Origin of the sequence: Gelidibacter salicanalis, from assembly GCF_016469035.1 — a bacterium.
In the GTDB taxonomy this organism is placed as follows: domain Bacteria; phylum Bacteroidota; class Bacteroidia; order Flavobacteriales; family Flavobacteriaceae; genus Gelidibacter; species Gelidibacter salicanalis_A.
Genome location: NZ_JAEHJZ010000029.1, coordinates 1 through 17,400 on the forward strand (window position 1 = coordinate 1; position 17,400 = coordinate 17,400).

General features: G+C 35.8%; 16 protein-coding genes. 8 read left to right on the forward strand and 8 right to left on the reverse strand.

What is annotated here, in order from left to right; genetic code table 11:
• Window positions 1-918: fibronectin type III domain-containing protein (locus JEM65_RS11880; protein ID WP_199599758.1), on the reverse strand; the 918-nt coding region annotated here is incomplete at its 3' end.
• A gap of 521 nt (window positions 919-1,439) precedes the next feature.
• Between JEM65_RS11880 and JEM65_RS11885 the strand changes: the two genes are divergently transcribed.
• Together JEM65_RS11885 and JEM65_RS11890 are read left to right on the forward strand one after the other, a co-directional pair.
• Window positions 1,440-2,480 carry a zinc-dependent alcohol dehydrogenase family protein gene (locus JEM65_RS11885; protein ID WP_199599760.1) on the forward strand — a complete coding sequence of 347 codons (1,041 nt, stop codon included), beginning with the start codon at window positions 1,440-1,442 and terminating at the stop codon, window positions 2,478-2,480.
• Between the two features lie 96 nt (window positions 2,481-2,576).
• The gene (locus JEM65_RS11890) at window positions 2,577-2,909 is read left to right on the forward strand and encodes a cupin domain-containing protein (RefSeq protein ID WP_199599762.1); all 333 of its coding nucleotides are present in this window, start codon (window positions 2,577-2,579) and stop codon (window positions 2,907-2,909) included.
• A gap of 503 nt (window positions 2,910-3,412) precedes the next feature.
• Here the strand turns inward: JEM65_RS11890 and JEM65_RS11895 are convergent.
• On the reverse strand, window positions 3,413-3,922 hold the full coding sequence (locus JEM65_RS11895; RefSeq protein ID WP_199599764.1) for a hypothetical protein: 510 nt from the start codon (window positions 3,920-3,922) through the stop codon (window positions 3,413-3,415).
• A gap of 544 nt (window positions 3,923-4,466) precedes the next feature.
• On the opposite strand from JEM65_RS11895, the gene JEM65_RS11900 reads away from it, so the two are divergent.
• The gene (locus JEM65_RS11900; RefSeq protein ID WP_199599766.1) at window positions 4,467-5,036 is read left to right on the forward strand and encodes a YceI family protein; all 570 of its coding nucleotides are present in this window, start codon (window positions 4,467-4,469) and stop codon (window positions 5,034-5,036) included.
• Window positions 5,037-5,129: 93 nt separating this feature from the next.
• Window positions 5,130-6,062 carry a ClpXP adapter SpxH family protein gene (locus JEM65_RS11905; protein WP_199599768.1) on the forward strand — a complete coding sequence of 311 codons (933 nt, stop codon included), beginning with the start codon at window positions 5,130-5,132 and terminating at the stop codon, window positions 6,060-6,062.
• A gap of 193 nt (window positions 6,063-6,255) precedes the next feature.
• On the opposite strand, the gene JEM65_RS11910 is transcribed toward JEM65_RS11905, so the two are convergent.
• Window positions 6,256-6,696, reverse strand: coding sequence for a universal stress protein (locus JEM65_RS11910; protein WP_199599770.1), 441 nt, complete (start codon window positions 6,694-6,696; stop codon window positions 6,256-6,258).
• A 543-nt stretch (window positions 6,697-7,239) separates the two neighbouring features.
• Between JEM65_RS11910 and JEM65_RS11915 the strand changes: the two genes are divergently transcribed.
• Both JEM65_RS11915 and JEM65_RS11920 read left to right on the forward strand, forming a co-directional pair.
• A complete protein-coding gene (locus JEM65_RS11915) occupies window positions 7,240-8,310 on the forward strand; it encodes an endonuclease/exonuclease/phosphatase family protein (protein WP_199599772.1) in 1,071 nt (356 codons plus the stop codon).
• A gap of 177 nt (window positions 8,311-8,487) precedes the next feature.
• Entirely contained in the window at window positions 8,488-9,477 is a 990-nt protein-coding gene (locus JEM65_RS11920; protein WP_199599775.1) for a DNA topoisomerase IB, read from the forward strand.
• A 141-nt stretch (window positions 9,478-9,618) separates the two neighbouring features.
• On the opposite strand, the gene JEM65_RS11925 is transcribed toward JEM65_RS11920, so the two are convergent.
• A complete protein-coding gene (locus JEM65_RS11925) occupies window positions 9,619-11,121 on the reverse strand; it encodes an aldehyde dehydrogenase family protein (RefSeq protein WP_199599777.1) in 1,503 nt (500 codons plus the stop codon).
• 439 nt (window positions 11,122-11,560) lie between these two features.
• Between JEM65_RS11925 and JEM65_RS11930 the strand changes: the two genes are divergently transcribed.
• Window positions 11,561-12,178: an ankyrin repeat domain-containing protein gene (locus tag JEM65_RS11930; RefSeq protein WP_233530632.1), complete on the forward strand. Its 618-nt coding sequence runs from the start codon at window positions 11,561-11,563 to the stop codon at window positions 12,176-12,178.
• A 23-nt stretch (window positions 12,179-12,201) separates the two neighbouring features.
• Here JEM65_RS11930 and JEM65_RS11935 read toward each other — a convergent pair whose 3' ends face one another.
• The 4 genes from JEM65_RS11935 to JEM65_RS11950 all read right to left on the reverse strand — a co-directional run bounded on the left by JEM65_RS11935 (window position 12,202) and on the right by JEM65_RS11950 (window position 15,951).
• Window positions 12,202-12,645 (reverse strand): hypothetical protein, encoded by a 444-nt coding sequence (locus JEM65_RS11935; protein WP_199599781.1) that lies wholly within the window; start codon window positions 12,643-12,645, stop codon window positions 12,202-12,204.
• Window positions 12,642-13,202, reverse strand: coding sequence for a hypothetical protein (locus JEM65_RS11940; protein ID WP_199599783.1), 561 nt, complete (start codon window positions 13,200-13,202; stop codon window positions 12,642-12,644). Before JEM65_RS11940 ends, JEM65_RS11935 begins: the two co-directional genes overlap by 4 nt.
• A 187-nt stretch (window positions 13,203-13,389) precedes the next feature.
• Complete coding sequence (locus JEM65_RS11945; protein ID WP_199599787.1) at window positions 13,390-14,988, reverse strand: sensor histidine kinase; 1,599 nt, start codon at window positions 14,986-14,988, stop codon at window positions 13,390-13,392.
• A gap of 123 nt (window positions 14,989-15,111) precedes the next feature.
• A complete protein-coding gene (locus JEM65_RS11950; protein ID WP_199599789.1) occupies window positions 15,112-15,951 on the reverse strand; it encodes a helix-turn-helix domain-containing protein in 840 nt (279 codons plus the stop codon).
• A gap of 255 nt (window positions 15,952-16,206) precedes the next feature.
• Here JEM65_RS11950 and JEM65_RS11955 point away from each other — a divergent pair, with 255 nt between their 5' ends.
• Entirely contained in the window at window positions 16,207-17,382 is a 1,176-nt protein-coding gene (locus tag JEM65_RS11955; protein WP_199600005.1) for a dicarboxylate/amino acid:cation symporter, read from the forward strand.
• The last annotated feature ends 18 nt before the right edge of the window (window positions 17,383-17,400 follow it).

A 17,400-nucleotide genomic window follows, 5' to 3' on the forward strand; every position in this document is an offset into this window, starting at 1 on the left:
AAGCTGGCCGCCACGAAACACATCGTAGGACACCACACCAACATTGTCCGTAGAGGCTGTCCAGGCCAATTGCGCACTGTTGGTTGTAATATCCGATGCCGCCAACGTAGTCACCGCGGAAGGCGGTTCTGTATCGGGATTTGAAAGTGTGGTAACATTAACGGTGTTGCCCGCCAGTGAGGCATTGCCCGCAAGGTCATAAGCCAAAACCGTAAATGAATATGTCGTATTAGATGTAAGGCCCGTCACCGAGAAATTGGGTTGAGCAGTCGTACCGATAAGCTGGCCGCCTCGAAACACCTCGTAGGACACCACACCCACATTATCCGTAGAAGCGGACCAGGTCAATTGGGTACTAGTACTTGTAGTTCCCGATGCTGCCAAAGTAGTCACTGCAGAGGGCGCTTGCGAGTCCGCAGGAACAATAGAAATGGCATCTAGATAAATTGTATTACCACTGGTAAATCTAGTGGACCGTTGACTGGTATAGGCTCTAATCGTACAAGCGGTGGAGGTAGCCGTGACGTTAAATACGTATTCATTCCAGGACGTACCTTGAATAGGTGTGGTTTCAAAACCATTTAAACCAGACCAAACCGCAAATGCAGGAGAAGGTGAACTGGAAACTTGCTCTCCTTCTTTTGCCCATATTCGTATAGTATATTGCTGACCTATTTGAGCCGTAAAAGAATAGTCAATAGTCCGGCCATCATTAGAAGTGGACGCCGCCTTGAGGGCATAACTTCCCTGATATACGTTGCTAGCATCTGATGATATGACAGCATCGCCAGTCCATCCGGAAACGCTATTCGCTTCATTATTAATTGAGGCGGCATTGGCGTGACTATGAAGATTTTGAGCTTCAAGTGTACCTGCGAGCACCATGACGATAATAGTCAAAAAATTATTGAATTTCATGAGATAAAATGTGTTGTGAACTTTATACTTGGGGGAAAGATTACATGCTAATAATAATTCATCAAAAATAAATAACTCCACTATAGATAACAAATTAAATCTTTGAATAGCACATATATCCCTTTGAAATGATAATCTGTACAAAACAAATCAGAAAAGACTTATAATAGTGACGAGAAAAACATATAACGTTTTAATCAAAACCAAAATTGAGATCTCTAAAAAAAAGAGTCATATGTTGAATTTGTGTGCCATTGTCTGAAACAGCAAAATATCTTCACTGTTCTTACCACCGTAATACTAAATTCTTAAAAACTTATACTCGGCGCCATGATAAATATCAGCTATTTTTCAAAATTATACCATTATCTTGAGGCATACCCTTTCTACCTTATGTGATGATCTGAACAGCACAGTTTTGATCATAATTTGATTTGATCATAATTTGAAATGGAATAACACATAAGAAGCGTATTGCGTTTGACAGTTGAAAAAATATTAACATAAAATCACAAAAAAACATGAAAGCATTAGTTTATTATGGCGATCATAACATCGCTTTAGAAGAAAGACCTAAACCAACAATCATCAAGCCAACAGATGTCATTGTAAAGGTATTAAAAACAACCATTTGCGGGACCGATTTAGGCATCTATAAAGGCAAAAATCCGGAAATTGAAAGTGGACGTATTCTTGGACATGAAGGTGTAGGAATTATTGAAGAAATTGGAGATAGTGTGTCTCAGTTTAAAAAGGGAGACAAAGTTATAATTTCATGTATTACCTCTTGTGGTTCTTGTGAATATTGTAAAAAACAAATGTATTCCCATTGCCAGGATGGCGGCTGGATTTTAGGCTATATGATTGATGGCGTACAAGCTGAATATGTACGTATTCCACATGCGGATAATAGCTTGCACAAAATACCAGCAACTATTGATGATGAAATAGCGGTTTTATTAAGTGATATTTTGCCCACCGGTCACGAAATTGGAGTTCAATATGGCAATGTAAAGCCTGGTGACGAAATTGCAATTATCGGCGCAGGTCCAATTGGGATGTCTGCACTTTTAACCGCACAGTTTTACTCGCCTTCTAAAATCATCATGGTCGATTTGGATGACAATAGGCTCAAGCTGGCCAAAGAATTAGGGGCAACACACACCATTAATTCTGGAACTACAAATGTTGAAGAAGCCATTAAAGACATCGTGGATGGCGATGGTGTTGATGTGGCTATTGAAGCTGTTGGAATTCCACAAACCTGGGATATTTGCCAAAAAATAGTAAAACCAGGAGCGCATATCGCTAATGTGGGCGTACATGGTCAGAAGGTAGACTTTGAGATCAACAAATTATGGATTAAAAATCTCACAATAACCACAGGCCTCGTGAACACGAATACAACGCCAATGCTCTTAAAAGCAGTGTCTACAAATAGTTTGGATTTAAAGAAAATGATTACACATCATTTTCCTCTGTCAGAATTGGAACATGCGTATCAAGTGTTTTTAAATGGTGCCGAAGAAAAAGCACTGAAAATTATTATTGACAATGCCTAACAAACCCTTCATTGGTAAAAGTCCTCACGCTTCTAATTAGTCGTAAATAATTTTTAGAAGCGTGGGATTTATTAGCCTAATTTAAAATAATATACAATGTCAAATACATTCGAAAAAGCCAGAATATTCTCCTATAATGAGAGTATCACCTATGCAGAAAAAGCTGTAGTAAGTAAACAGATTATAAAAAAAGACTCAGGAAACATCTCTTTGTTTGCTTTTGATAAAGACGAAGGATTGAGTGAACACACAACCCCTTTTGATGCCATAGTGTTTATAGTTGATGGCAATGCTGAAATAACAATTGATGGTGTTTCCCAGAAGCTAAAAACGGGCGAAAGCATTATCATGCCAGCCAATGTGCCTCATGCCTTGCGCGCTGTGGAGCAGTTTAAAATGGTTTTAACGATGTTAAAAGACAATTCCTAAGTTATTCTTAAAAGCATGATCAGTACCAGATTGAAAGCGGCCTTTACAGGCTGCTTTTTATGTCCAAACTATTTTTGTTATAGTATAGAGTAGAAAACTAATCCGATCTCCCCCCCGAGTCGTAATGTAACGCTCACCAATTTTGCTATGTATCAGCGTTTGGGCGTGCATTGCGCTTTGTCCTAGCTTTTAATCTACCGGTCAAATAGCGTCGTATCGGGAAGTCTATAAATTTAGTTACCAAATAAGCTAAACCTATAAGTAACGTTATGGAAATAGGGATAACCCAGGTCAACTCTGCAAAATTAGGTTGTGTGACGACCACATAATTTGCAAATACACACATAAACGGATAATGGGTCATTTAGAGCGGGTAAGAAATATCGCCAGAAAATATATTGATTTTATAATGTTTGTTGACCAAGGTTGCACCAGCGCCTAAGGACACAAGCAGCGGGAAATATAAGACAACTATAAGAGGATCAACTACCCAGTTCCACTGCTCATAATAAGGCGTCACAAATCGCAACAACAATAAAAACACTCATACTTACCAACCCTAATTTATTTTTAATGATCCAGTTAAAACGAAAAATTAACATCCCCATTAAAAAGGAAAAAGAAATACGCGCGAGCCCATCAAAAAAGGCACCTCCACTCCACCCTCCTAACAAACTACCAGCATTCCAACTGACATAAATGAGAATTCCAGCGGCCAATAAAACCAATGCCGGCAATATTTTTTTGGTTATTTTAAATAATACGGTGTCATACACCAAGTTGGCCACGTATTCCCAAAACAAGGACCAACTCGGTGCGTTTAGATTGAACAGATTAAAATATCGCTCAGATACTACAGGGTAAGGGAATAAAAAACTCGAGGTTATAAAAATCAGCAACGTTTCCCTAACCCCATAAACGGCGTATAAATAACTAAAAGGGTCAATCAAAAAGGTCAGCAAGCCTAAAAGAGATCCTATAATAACCAAAGGCTGCAACCTAATCAATCTCAATTTAATAAAGGTTTAGCCCCATACCCGCAATACGGCTATCATAGGGATAGCACGATCATTAGCATTTTCATTGGTTGTTATTTTAATTGTTGGGTTAATGGAAAAAAGAAACCTGCGACTTAAAATTTAGACGACTACTGTCCTTAATTAAGACAACACAAAATTATAACCTCCTAGCACAAGACTTGGAGTGTATCTGTTCCAAAACCCCATCATACGGTCATAAATAATTCTTAATTCCAACAAATCGTTAAAATACTCTCAGTAAATTTACTATCTTGAAAAGTTGAAAAACGATGGCAATTTAATTACAGGTTTATGTAAAAACGCCAAGGTTTTTCATCTCAATTAGTGGGTGTTTGGAACACTGTATTGTTTATAACACCTTCAAAACCTTTGTTCATTTTATCAAGAACTTGATTTAAGTACCCCATAATATTTCTCAAATCATCAATCCAATCGAATAGTGCGAGCCTATGAGTAGTTGACTTTAACAACTTTATTATAAACTAATTTAAATATCCAATTTAAAACTTAAAAAATTATGAAAAAAGCACTGATTTTATTAGTAATGTTAGTTAGTAGTGCAGGCGTTTTCGCACAAACCCAATGGAAGGTAGACCCTAACCATTCTTCTCTAAATTTCGACATCTCTCATACGGGAATTAGTATTGTGAATGGCAAATTTTTAGAATACACCGGAACTTTAACTACGGATGGAGACGCTCTAAATGCTGCAAGTTTTGATTTTACCGTCAAGGTAAATAGCATCGATACAAGTATAGAAGATAGAGATAACCACTTGAGAAGCGCTGACTTTTTCGAGGTAGAAAAATATCCAAATATGACCTTTAAAAGCACTAAAATGTTAGCTACTGGTAAACCTGAACACTATCTATTATACGGTAAGCTCACCATAAAAGATGTAACAAAAGATGTCATTTTTGATGTGTATTATGGTGGAATAGCCAAAAGCGATAAAGGTGAAAAGTTAGGATTGAAAGCAAAAACTACCATTAATAGACTGGATTATAATATCAATTACGATCCAACTGCGGCGGCTCTTGCTAAAGACGTCAGCATCCTGCTACACTTACAATTTGCAAAACAATAACCTGCTCAACAAATAACGCTGTGGTTACTTTTATTTACAGGGTTTTATCAAATCTGTTCACACTCAAATAACCACAATGAAAACTATAAAATAATGGAAAATGAAATTAATCCACTTTTATGCGATATAGAGACCGGAACATGTGAAACTTCTGAAGCCCATACAGAAACCGCAACTCAAAGCACTGTACAGTCAACTAAAAAATTTGTGAAAGTCATTTATTACACAGACCCCATTTGCTCTTCATGTTGGGGAATTGAACCACAGTTACGCAAACTGAAATTAGAATATGGCGATGCTGTGGAGATTGACTATAGAATGGGAGGCCTGTTGCCTAATTGGAGCTACAATAGCGGGGGCATTGGGAAACCATCAGACGTAGCCCACCATTGGGATGAAGTAAGCGTGCATTACGATATGCCCATTGATGGTGATTTGTGGTTGGAAGATCCCTTAGATTCGTCTTATCCCCCATCTATCGCCTTTAAAGCTGCCCAAATGCAAGACAACGATAAAGCCATCCAATTTCTACGAGAAATTAGAGAACTTGTTTTTCTAGAAAAGAAAAATATTACAAAATGGGAGCATATAGAAGTTTCGGCTAAAAAAGTAGGGCTAGATATAGCACAGTTTAAAGCAGATTTTGAAGGTCCTGCGAAGACGTTGTTTGAAGAAGATTTGGCATTAGGAAGAGAATTGGGTGTTAGAGGATTCCCCACCATGTTCTTTTTAGACGATTCGGGAAATAAAGACATGGTATATGGTACCAAACCCTATGTGTATTATGAAATGGCCATTTTAAAACTCCATCCTAACGTCGCGAAAAGTGAATACAGTAAAAATTGGGAAGCCCTCTTCTCAACTTATCCTTCGCTTACGGCAAAAGAATTTTCTGAACTTTCTGGAACCCCAAGAAATGAAAGCGAACAGGTACTGAATGCACTGAGCAACACCGGAACCTTAGAAAAACTGACCACAAAAAACGGATCTATTTGGAAGATTATAAACTTAAACAACAAACACTGAAAGACTATAAATCAGAGCATAAGAATTCAATATGTAACGGAAGTATTTACAAATAATTATATAGCAAGAGCAGAGCCTCAACTTTTTTATTACTAAAAAAAAGTTGAGGCTCTGCTCTAATATTGTTTTAAAATTTTAGTTTCCATACAGCTACCGTGGTGCTTGAAACTCCGTAATGGAATTATTCCATAAATCATGCTAGCGGAATCGCTAGTAAAGGAATTTGCAATTCATCAATCAAATCTTTTTTCTTGTCTTCAGTAAACAGTTCCAAGACCAAATTTCGCTTTCTATGACCTGCTACTATAAGGTCAATATTGTGCTCTTTGACTATCTTTTTTATAGATTTAATCATTGATCCTTCAATTAAAAGACCCTCCGCAGGGACATTATGTTGTTCTATAATATCTTCAGCGAGTTGTTTTATAAAGGCGGCTGATTTTACATTATCTTCAGTTCTTTTATCATAAATAAACTGGGGTCCCGCCTCACGACTCAATAAATCTGTAGGATTGGCAGCAGAAACGTGTATAATCCAAATTTTCCCATGGGTGAGCTTCGCAAGTTCTAACGCATATGCTGTTAATTGAGTTGCAAATTTTGGACGGTCTACGGCGACGAGTATATTCTTCATGAAATCAAATTTAGTTGAAATCAAATTTAAGCAAAAAATAGCACTTCCTTCTGTAAATGACTTTGTAATTTCATGTTCGCAAACCTCTTGGAAATTCTCAATTTTGAAAATAATAGTCTTCTCATCTTATGGATGATCACTGCGTATTAGTCACAACTCTTAATTTGTAAGAGTCAATCTTCTTAGATAGCAGACAAACCTATTTAACCTGTATTTCGGCTTAAGTCAAAAAATATAAAGAAATTAAAATTGACAATAACAAATCAGTCTCTAGAATGGAACTCGAAAGATTTAACTAGTAAAAACCTTACATAGCTTGACATTGAGGATTATTTATCAAGTTCAAAGAAAGTACGTTCGTTTCAATTCCAAAAATGCTACTGAAAAACTTAATTAAAGCCAATAACAATTTAAATTTTTAATATCTTGCCCATCTCAATAACACGGAGGTTAACATCTTTTACTCTCAGTGGTTTAAGTAGGTAACGTTAAATGCAATTGGCTATACGTGGTGTAAGTATTCTAATAAACTAAATCTGAAAAGTGGCTATTTTTGAAATTGCAACCCTCATTATCAATATAATCTTCTGTATTCCCAGCATTGCCTCGTTAACAAAATTTGATGAATGGTGGATTCGCGGCTTTGATTTTCCCAGAGTTCAGATCTCATTTTTGCTTGTAGGAAATATCATATTGGCAGGCTTCGCATATTCTTTTGAGCAATCTTGGCATTTTATTGTATTTGGCGCATTGGTCTTATGTTTAGTCTATCAGCTATGGCTTATTTATCCCTATACCATTTTAGCAAAAAAGCAGGTGTTAAAATATACAGGAAATGCCAAGGGTAATGAAATCAGCATCCTTGTGAGCAACGTACTTATGACCAATCGTGACTATCAAAAACTTATAAACCTCATCGAGCAGAAAAAACCTGATTTATTTTTAACCTTAGAATCAGATAAAGGATGGGAAATAGCTTTAGATAAATTTGAGAACACTTATAGATACACTGTAAAAGTGCCTTTAGATAATTTGTATGGCATGCACCTGTATTCAAAATTCCCTTTAGAGGATATAAAAGTGCGGTATTTAATTAAAGACGATATCCCGTCCATTCATGGTTTCGTGAAATTGGAAAACGGTCATAGAGCTAAAATTCATTGTCTACACCCTAGACCCCCAAGTCCTACTGAAAGTAAGACGTCAACCAAAAGAGATGCTGAAATTTTACTGGTAGGCACTGAAATGGAAGATAATCCAAGCTTAACTTTAGTATTTGGCGATTTAAATGATGTGGCGTGGTCCAGAACAACCAAAATATTCCAAAGAGTAAGCGGCTTAATGGATCCGAGACGCGGACGTGGTTTTTTTAACACCTTTAGCACAGAATATCGTCTTTTACGCTGGCCATTGGACCATGTGTTTCATTCTAATGATTTTACACTCATGTCTATTTCTAGAGAAAAAAACATTGGGTCAGATCATTTTCCCATGTACATCAAATTGAATTATTCTCCTGAAAAAAAAGATAGTCAGAAAAAGCTCAATGTCAATGATGATGAAAAAGAATGGGCTCAAGAGAAAGTAGAAAAAGGAAAGAAACATGAACACTAAAACCTATGCATTCTTTTTTTCCAGATTCCTTAACTTTAGTAATAGCAACTCCTCCTCTAATTCTTTCAGATGCATCTACATAAAAAAATAATGTTTAGCATATTGATTAATAATTAGACTGATCGAGAGTAACGGCCTAATTTTTATTGCGCTATGTTTAAAACAAAAAATACAGCTATGTACTATAGAAAAAGGCATGGAAAGGGTTTTACATATCAGGACAAGCATGGTCATACCATAACAGATAAAGACACCCGAAACTGGATAAAATCGCTTGTCATTCCACCAGCATGGGCCAATGTGGAGATCTCTGAAAATAGAAAAGCCGATTTATTAGTAACTGGCCGCGATGATAAAGACAGAAAACAGTACATCTATCATCCCAATTATAGAGAACAACAAAACTCCAAAAAATTTGATCGTATTATCAATTTTGCTGATCAATTAGAGCACATGAGACGTGTTACGGGTCAGCATTTACGCAAACGAAAACTGAATAGAGAAAAAGTAATGGCCACCATGCTCCGCCTATTAGAGTCGGCGTTTTTTAGACCAGGAAGCGATATCTATTCAAAGGAAAATGCCACCTATGGTCTGACCACTTTACGTCATAAACATCTCACCATCAACGGCGATGAAATCATATTTAAATATAAAGGGAAATCGGGTCAAGAGCAGGAAAAGCACATCATAGATAAAAAATTAGCCACTATAGTTCAGGAAATTGATGATATGCAAGGTTATGAAGTTTTTAAATATCTCGATGAAGAAGATAACATCATTGATGTTAAAAGCGATGACCTCAATGCCTATATCCACGAAGTGATGGGCGAGGAATTCTCTTCCAAGGATTTTAGAACCTGGGCGGGAACAATGATTGCTGCCATCGCTTTGGATGAATTGGGAGTTGTGGACAAAAAAGATCAGAAAGCGTTGGATAAAAACATTAAAGAAGCCGTCAACCGTGTTTCAGAACGACTTGGCAATACACCTTCAGTGGCGCGAAGTTCTTATATAGATCCTAGAATTATTGACGATTATACCCAAGGGCGCACACTAAAATATTTTGAAGCGGAAATAAACAGGTTGCTTAAAACTGCCGAAAATTTATCCAAAGAAGAAATAGGTGTATTATGTATGCTTCGGAATCGTTTGAGAAAAAACTAATATGTACGATTGGAAATTATTTACTTCTGATATAAAAAAAATCATTCAAAAAGTCACTTATCTAAAAACACATAGCTATAAAACATAATAAACCCCAGCATAGCTGGGGTTTATTATATACCTTATTTTATAAAGTTTCAATTAAAAGAAGCCCATAGGTTTCTTGTCGTAAGAGATCAACATGTTTTTTACAACACGGTAATGATCTAATGCCATTTTATGGTTTTCACGACCGAATCCTGATTCTTTAACCCCACCAAATGGTGCGTGTGCAGGATAGGTATGGTATTGGTTTACCCAAACTCTACCCGCTTGGATAGCACGAGGAACTTGGAACAATTCGTGAGCATCACGAGACCAAACACCGGCACCCAATCCGTAAGGCGTGTCATTTGCGATAGCGATAGCTTCTTCAGTTGAACTGAATGTTGTTAGAGCTACAACTGGGCCAAAAATTTCTTCTTGGAACACACGCATGTTGTTATCCCCTTTTAATACGGTTGGTTGGATGTAATATCCTTCAGAAAGTTCACCTTCGTAGTTACCAGCGTCACCACCAGCTAATACTAATGCCCCTTCTTCTTTACCTATGTTGATATAACTAAGGATTTTTTCGTATTGTGCTTTAGACACTTGAGAACCGATCATTGTTTCAGGATCTAATGGATTTCCTGTTTTGATCGCTTTTAAACGTACTTGCATTTTTGCGATAAAATCGTCAGCAATATCTTCGTGTACTAAGATACGAGATGGCGCAGTACAAATTTCTCCTTGGTTAAGTGCGAACATTAACGCGCCTTCAATAGCTTTGCTATAGAAATCGTCATCATGATCTGCAACTGAGGGGAAGAAAATGTTTGGAGACTTACCACCTAATTCCATTGTTACAGGAATGATGTTTTCTGCTGCATTATGCAAGACTTTACGTCCTGTTTCAGTAGAACCAGTAAATGAAAGTTTTGCAATACGTTTAGATGTTGCTAAAGCTGCACCAGCTTCTGCACCAAAACCAGTTACGATGTTTAATACACCTGGAGGTAAAATATCACCAATTAGTTCCATTAAAGCAATAACACTAGTAGGCGTTTGTTCTGCTGGTTTTACAACCGCTGTACAACCTGCCGCTAAAGCTGGAGCTATTTTCCAAGCCAACATTAACATTGGGAAGTTCCAAGGGATGATTTCACCAACAACACCAATAGGTTCGTTTAATACAATACTAACAGTGTTTTTGTCGTGTTCTGAAATTGTTCCTTCATCTGCACGGATAACACCCGCGAAATAACGGAAGTGATCAATACAGTAAGGGATATCTGCTGCACGAGACTCACGGATTGGTTTCCCATTATCGATCGTCTCTAAAGTTGCCAAGTATTCGAAGTTATCTTCCATTACTTGAGCAATCTTTAATAAAGCATTACTACGCTCTGTTGCTGAAGACGTGCTCCAAGATGGGAACGCTTCGTGAGCTGCGTCAAGTGCAAGATCGATATCTTCTTGAGTTGAACGTGCTGCTTGCGTAAATACTTTACCGTCTACTGGAGATACGTTATCGAAATACTGACCTTTAACAGGAGCCACGAATTTACCGCCAATAAAGTTCCCGTATCTTTCTTTAAATACAGGTTTTGTTACATTTGCCATAATTATCTATTTTTAATTTTGATTCTTAAGTGATACTTGCCGAAACAAGTGTTGTTTAATTATAGTGCAAATTTACGTCGGGTTCTCAGCTTTCTATTTATTGATACGGTTCAATAACTTATGAAAATAGTTCAATCTAGATGTTTGCATAGAAATAGATTTATTAAAATATCACAATTACCTAATAATCAGTGTTTTAATTATTAATAAATTTTATTTAAAATATCTAATGAACTGATTTTAACGTTCTTTAACAACATAACAGTAATAGAGCCTTCGTAGAAAATTGTTTTAAACTTCGGAATGTTGTATATCTGAGAATGATTGTTTGTTAGAACGATTGGCTGTATCTTAGGCTACTTGAAAAAATACATATAAGAGCATGAACAACCTTTTATTACTTTTTACATTTTGTGTTATTAATACCTGTCAATCCACCATGAATTCACCTCAAACAGATACATCAGCACTTATTGAAGCGGTCCAAAAAAATCAAAAGGAGATTGTAAAATATTATTTGACTAATGGCGCTGATGTAAATTCGAGTACTAGTAGTAAGCAATCGCTACTGTTGCTTGCAACTATTGCTAATAATATTCCGATGGCCGAGTTATTGGTAGCAGAAGGTGCTGATGTTAATCAGCAAGATGACAAAAAAGACAGTCCTTTTTTATACGCTGGCGCTGCTGGCCAATTGGCATTGGTTAAACTTTATTTAAAAAGTGGTGCCCGCTTTGATGTCTTTAATCGCTATTATGGGAGCGCCCTCATTCCTGCCTGTGAGCGCGGCCATACCGATGTGGTTAGGTTATTAGCCAATACCCCAAAGTACCCTATAAATCATGTGAACCGTTTGGGCTGGACGGCTTTAATGGAGGCGGTTGTTTTGGGAGATGGCAGTAAAAAATATGTTGATATCATCCAAATATTGATTACTGCTGGCTCCGATATTAGTATTCCAGATAATGATAAGGTTACGGCATTACAACATGCAAAGGCCAGAGGTTTTCATGATATTGCAAAACTACTGGAACGGGCTTCAAAAGTGCAGAACTAATAGAGAAACAAATTTTTCTGAGGCTAACGGTGTTGATTAAAAATCCATTTTTGAACTTTTACTAAAGCTTCTTTAAAGTTAATTCTACTTTTAAATAAGCCGAATATTATCATAGTCAACAATAAAGCTATAAATGCTAAAGCGCCTAAGGCACCTCCAAAACCCTCAAAAAACTGACTTTTTATACTATAGATGAGGCTGAATAGAATTCCTGCAACGACTAATTGAATATAACTTGAACAGACTTTGGAAGAGACCATACCAATAAAAGACGTCCCAAAAAAGACTACTGGAATTGTTTTAGTTAAGTAGGCATTGAGTAGGTCAGGAAACCAATAAAAGAACAAGCCTACTAATAGCGATAGTAAAGCCGAAGATCCTACGGCAATCTGTTTATACTGCGCACTGATAAAAAAGGTCAGAACTGCGCCTAATATCCCAGCTATACATATAAAAATTAAAGTCATGAGATAAAGTTAATAAGCGTTACCATTACGACACCTACAAATGCTATTGTCCCTAGTTTCCCACCGATACCGACAAATAAATTTTTAGATAGCAAAAAAACAACTCCTGCTATTATGCCTGCTGCAATTACGTAAAACACTGAAGGTGCTACTACAGGGCTAGACATGCCTACAAAAACACCGCAGTAGATTGCCGTTGGTAATTTTTTTAAATAATCAGAGTTTCTATTAATATTGGGTAAAAACGAAGCTGCAGTTCCAATAATTGCCGCTGCTATTACATTCCCTACGTCTGTATAAGTGTATAATAGGTAACATAATAATGCTCCAACTGGCACCCATAACGCAATGGAAGCTTTCTCGTAAGCATATTCGTCATGATGCAAATCAAGGTATTTATGACCAAATAAAAGTGTTAGTACAATCAGTCCAATTAATAAAATTGCGATTCTAGTATCAATGGCATAGGTTTCTTTAACAATCATCGTTAAGAATGCAATTTGTATAAATAAAACGAGTGCAATGATAAAAAACCGAGTGGCCTTGTGTCTCTTCATTAAAGGTTATGGCATTTGTAACAGTAACTTAGATTTAATTACTGTATTTTTTTAAGCCTGCAAAATTAAGAAACAAGTTGAGAATGGCGCATAGGATAGCTATTAATTACCTTAAAAGGCATTGCGTGGAATCATGAATTAACAATAACGTTATGATTATATAAATAGGAGTACTTTATATTGAATATCAAGCCGTAAAATGTGTTTCAAGAGGTTTAAAATGTATGGTAAAGATACTCTTCTCGTTGTTAGTATAGGTCATATGCCCATTAAGTTGATCAGCCAATATTAATATAAGTTGCATGCCTAATGACTCAGAATCTTCAAAATTATAGCCTTCAGGAAGCCCTGCGCCACTATCAATATAAATGAGTTCATAATGATCTTCTTTTTTCGCTATGGAAATTTCTAAAGTATTTACTTTATCCATTTCAAAGGCATGTTTATAAGAGTTTGTTACTAGCTCATTAAGCATTAAACCAAGGTTTGATGTGGTATCACCATTAAATATTAGCGCGTCATCAATCGTAATTGTTTTTATAATATTGAGATCTTTAACACCAATGATCTCCTCCACAAATTCTAATAATTGCTCCGTATATTCCTTAATTTTTATTTCTTTAAGCGACACACTTCCGTAGAGTTTTTCGTGCACTAAGGCCATTGAATGTATTCGGGATTTGCTCTGTTCTAAAGCAGATTTAACAGCTTCGTCATTATTTTCTTCTTGTTGCAGACTTAATACTCCAGAAATCATCTGCATATTGTTTTTAACTCTGTGATGTATTTCTTTAATAAGGGTTTGTATTTTAAACAGGCTTTTCTCTAATTCACTGTTTTTAGTATTAATTTGAGAATTTGCAAGATTCAAATTCCTATTTAACGTCGTGTTTTTTAAGAATTGGTAAAAAATAATTATTATCGCTAATGAAATGATAAAGTACCAAATATATGCTAGGTATGCTATTGTATTAGAAATAGTAGGTTTTTCCTTGTATGCACTTCCAATTTTTAAGTTTAAACCAAAAACATGTATGTTTGAGTAAATAAATTCATCATCAGAAATTTTAAAATTCTTATAATATTCCGGATCGGAATTTTTATTATAGATTGTGGTTTCATCGTAAATCACTTCCCTTGTCAAATCAACAGAGTCTTTTACAATAAATTTATGCGCAAACTCCTTATTATTTTCCCCTTCATAAAAATAGTCCAATAAATATTTTACATTAATCACAGGGGTCATATAACCCAATACGTTATTTTGTTTATCGTGAACTGTAAAATTAAACGGAAATCCAACCCAACCCTCTCTAAGATTAATTGGCGTAAATATGCGAATTTCATCAGTTGTCATTAGCTTATCTAATGCCTCTATTCTTTTTTTATCAATAAGCTCTTTTAAAGAAACGCCCTTAAGCCCTGGAGCATCAATAGAATTTGGAGCTACAACATACTTAAAAACATGATTATTGTCAATATAACTTACGACTATAGAATCGTTAAATTTTATTTCATCTAGCAAATCTTTTAAATAGTTTTGTAAGTCGATTTCTTTAGGAAAAGTAGATGCGTTTTTGAGATGGCTTTTTAAAGAAGATACTATAGTAGCATAGACGTCAATTCCTGCTTCTGCTCTAATCATGGCATCTGAATGTGTTTTCTCTAATTTATCTTGTATTTTTTTTTGTTCTAATTCTTGGTATGAAGTAATAAATTTTTGAAGTAATATTCCACCTAAAATTAAGATAAAAATAATCACTATCAAACGTTTACTAATTGTCATAGGTTTTATTGTAAGTTGTTTTACTAGATCTTATTAGATGTTACTTCAAATCATTACATGTAAGACATGAGATTTTATGTAATCATCCAGAATATAAAATGGTAGTTTAGGTTTTGAGATAGTCTAATTGGAGACTTCCGTTGGGCTCATTCCAAATTTGTTTTTAAAAGCGATACTAAAGTTTGAGAGGTTATTATAGCCAATTTCCAAATAAATATCAGAAGCTTTTAAATCACCTGCAAGTAACAAGTTTTTTGCTTTTTGTAGGCGCTTATCTTGCAACCACTTACCAGGTGGCTCCTGATAGGCTTTAATGAAATGCCGTTTAAAAGTTGACAAACTCATATGGCATAAAAAGGCAATTTCCTCTAACTTTAAATTAGAATGCACATTACCTTCAACAATACTCTTAAATTCTGACACTTCTTTAGAAATTAAAGAATGTAGGTAATGTTCAAAAGCAGAGCCATACTTATTAAGAAGATACAACATGATTTCTTCAAATTTCAAATCCAATATCGCACCGCTAAAACTATGGTTTGTAAAGGTATTAGAAGATAGAGAGTTGATAAAAGCGGCTAAATAATCGTCATTTTCAATTACAAAATAAGGGACATCTTCCTTTCGTGATTTAACATTATTAGTGTATTTGCCCAAAAAATCGATGAGTTTCTTTTCTGAAAAAAAGAATAGTTTGCAAAAATATATGGCATCAGTATCCAATAATTCAGTCCATAACCAATTGCCTTTTTTTAATAATAGTGATTGCTGATTATTAACTGCAATAGACGTATTTGCAAAATGAACCTGCTTTTTCCCTACCTGAAGAAAGCTAAACATATTCATACTTAAATTGACTTTACTTTTGACAACGTCATTAGTCATTTTAAAATCATAAATAAAAATGTCTTGTGGTTCGTTTTTCTTTTGAAAATAGATTTCAGGGATGTTTTCAATGGGCATACAGCTTCGCTTCAACAAATATTTGAATTTGTTCTGACCACAAATTACTAAAAAATGATCGAGTGTTCGAGAGAAATCATCATTTATATTGTCCTAAGCAGTGAATAAACTGTGATTTTTATGGACTACTCAATTGAAGTTTTAATAAAAATTAGCGTCTATTTACCAAGCATTCTTCACATTGGCTGTATATTAGCGCACTTAAAAATAATGAACAAATAGGCGGAAGCTGTCCTTAGTTAATTTGCAATTATGATGAAGCATTTATTCTCAAATTTATTATTTAAAGTTTTTATTGCCATAGTATTAGGTATTGTTTTCGGGTTATATTTACCTGAATCTGTAAACCGAATATTTACCACATTTAATGCGTTTTTTGGGCAGTTTTTAAATTTCTCCATTCCATTAATTATCATGGGATTAATAATGCCCGCCATATCTGATTTAGGTAAAGGTGCTGGTAAACTCCTTCTACTCACCGCTGCCATTGCTTATGGATCGACTTTATTTTCTGGATTTATGACCTATTTTACGGCATCCAATATATTCCCACCGCTATTGGCATCGCATGTAAACGATGTGGCCCAAATTACCGATTCTGGTCGTGAACTTACCCCCTATTTCAGTATTACCATTCCGCCTGTCATAGATGTCATGTCGGCACTGGTACTCGCCTTCGTGATTGGTTTAGGATTGTCCTTTCAAGAGAAATCCAGTTTAAAGCTGGTTGTAAAAGATTTCGAAAAGATTATCATGCAATTAATAGAAAACGTTATTGTGCCGCTACTACCGTTGTTCATTTTAGGCATTTTCGCGAGTATGGCCTTTAGCGGACAAGTATTCTCGATACTTAAAGTGTTTATCAGTATTATTGGGGTTATTTTCGCTTTGCATATTTTACTGCTTTTGCTTCAATACACTATTGCGGGCGCGCTTACCAAGAAAAATCCTATCAAATTATTGGCCACTATGATGCCCGCTTACTTTACGGCATTAGGAACACAATCCTCTGCTGCGACTATTCCTGTGACTTTAGAACAAACCTTAAAAAATGGGGTTTCAGAAAAAATTGCTGGGTTTGTCATTCCCTTATGCGCTACCATTCATTTATCAGGAAGCATTATGAAAATTACCGCCTGCGCCATGGCCTTAATGATCTTACACGGGATGCCGTTTAGTTTTACACTTTTTGCGGGGTTTATCTTTATGTTAGGCATCGCGATGGTTGCAGCGCCAGGAGTTCCCGGAGGCGCGATAATGGCGGCAGTAGGCATCTTACAATCCATGTTAGGGTTTAATGAGGAAATGATCGGCTTAATGATTGCCCTATATATCGCTATGGATAGTTTTGGAACGGCTTGTAACGTTACTGGTGATGGCGCCATTTCTATAGTGGTAAATAAAATTACCAAAGAAAAATTGGTCTCATAATACGATGAATTACCATCA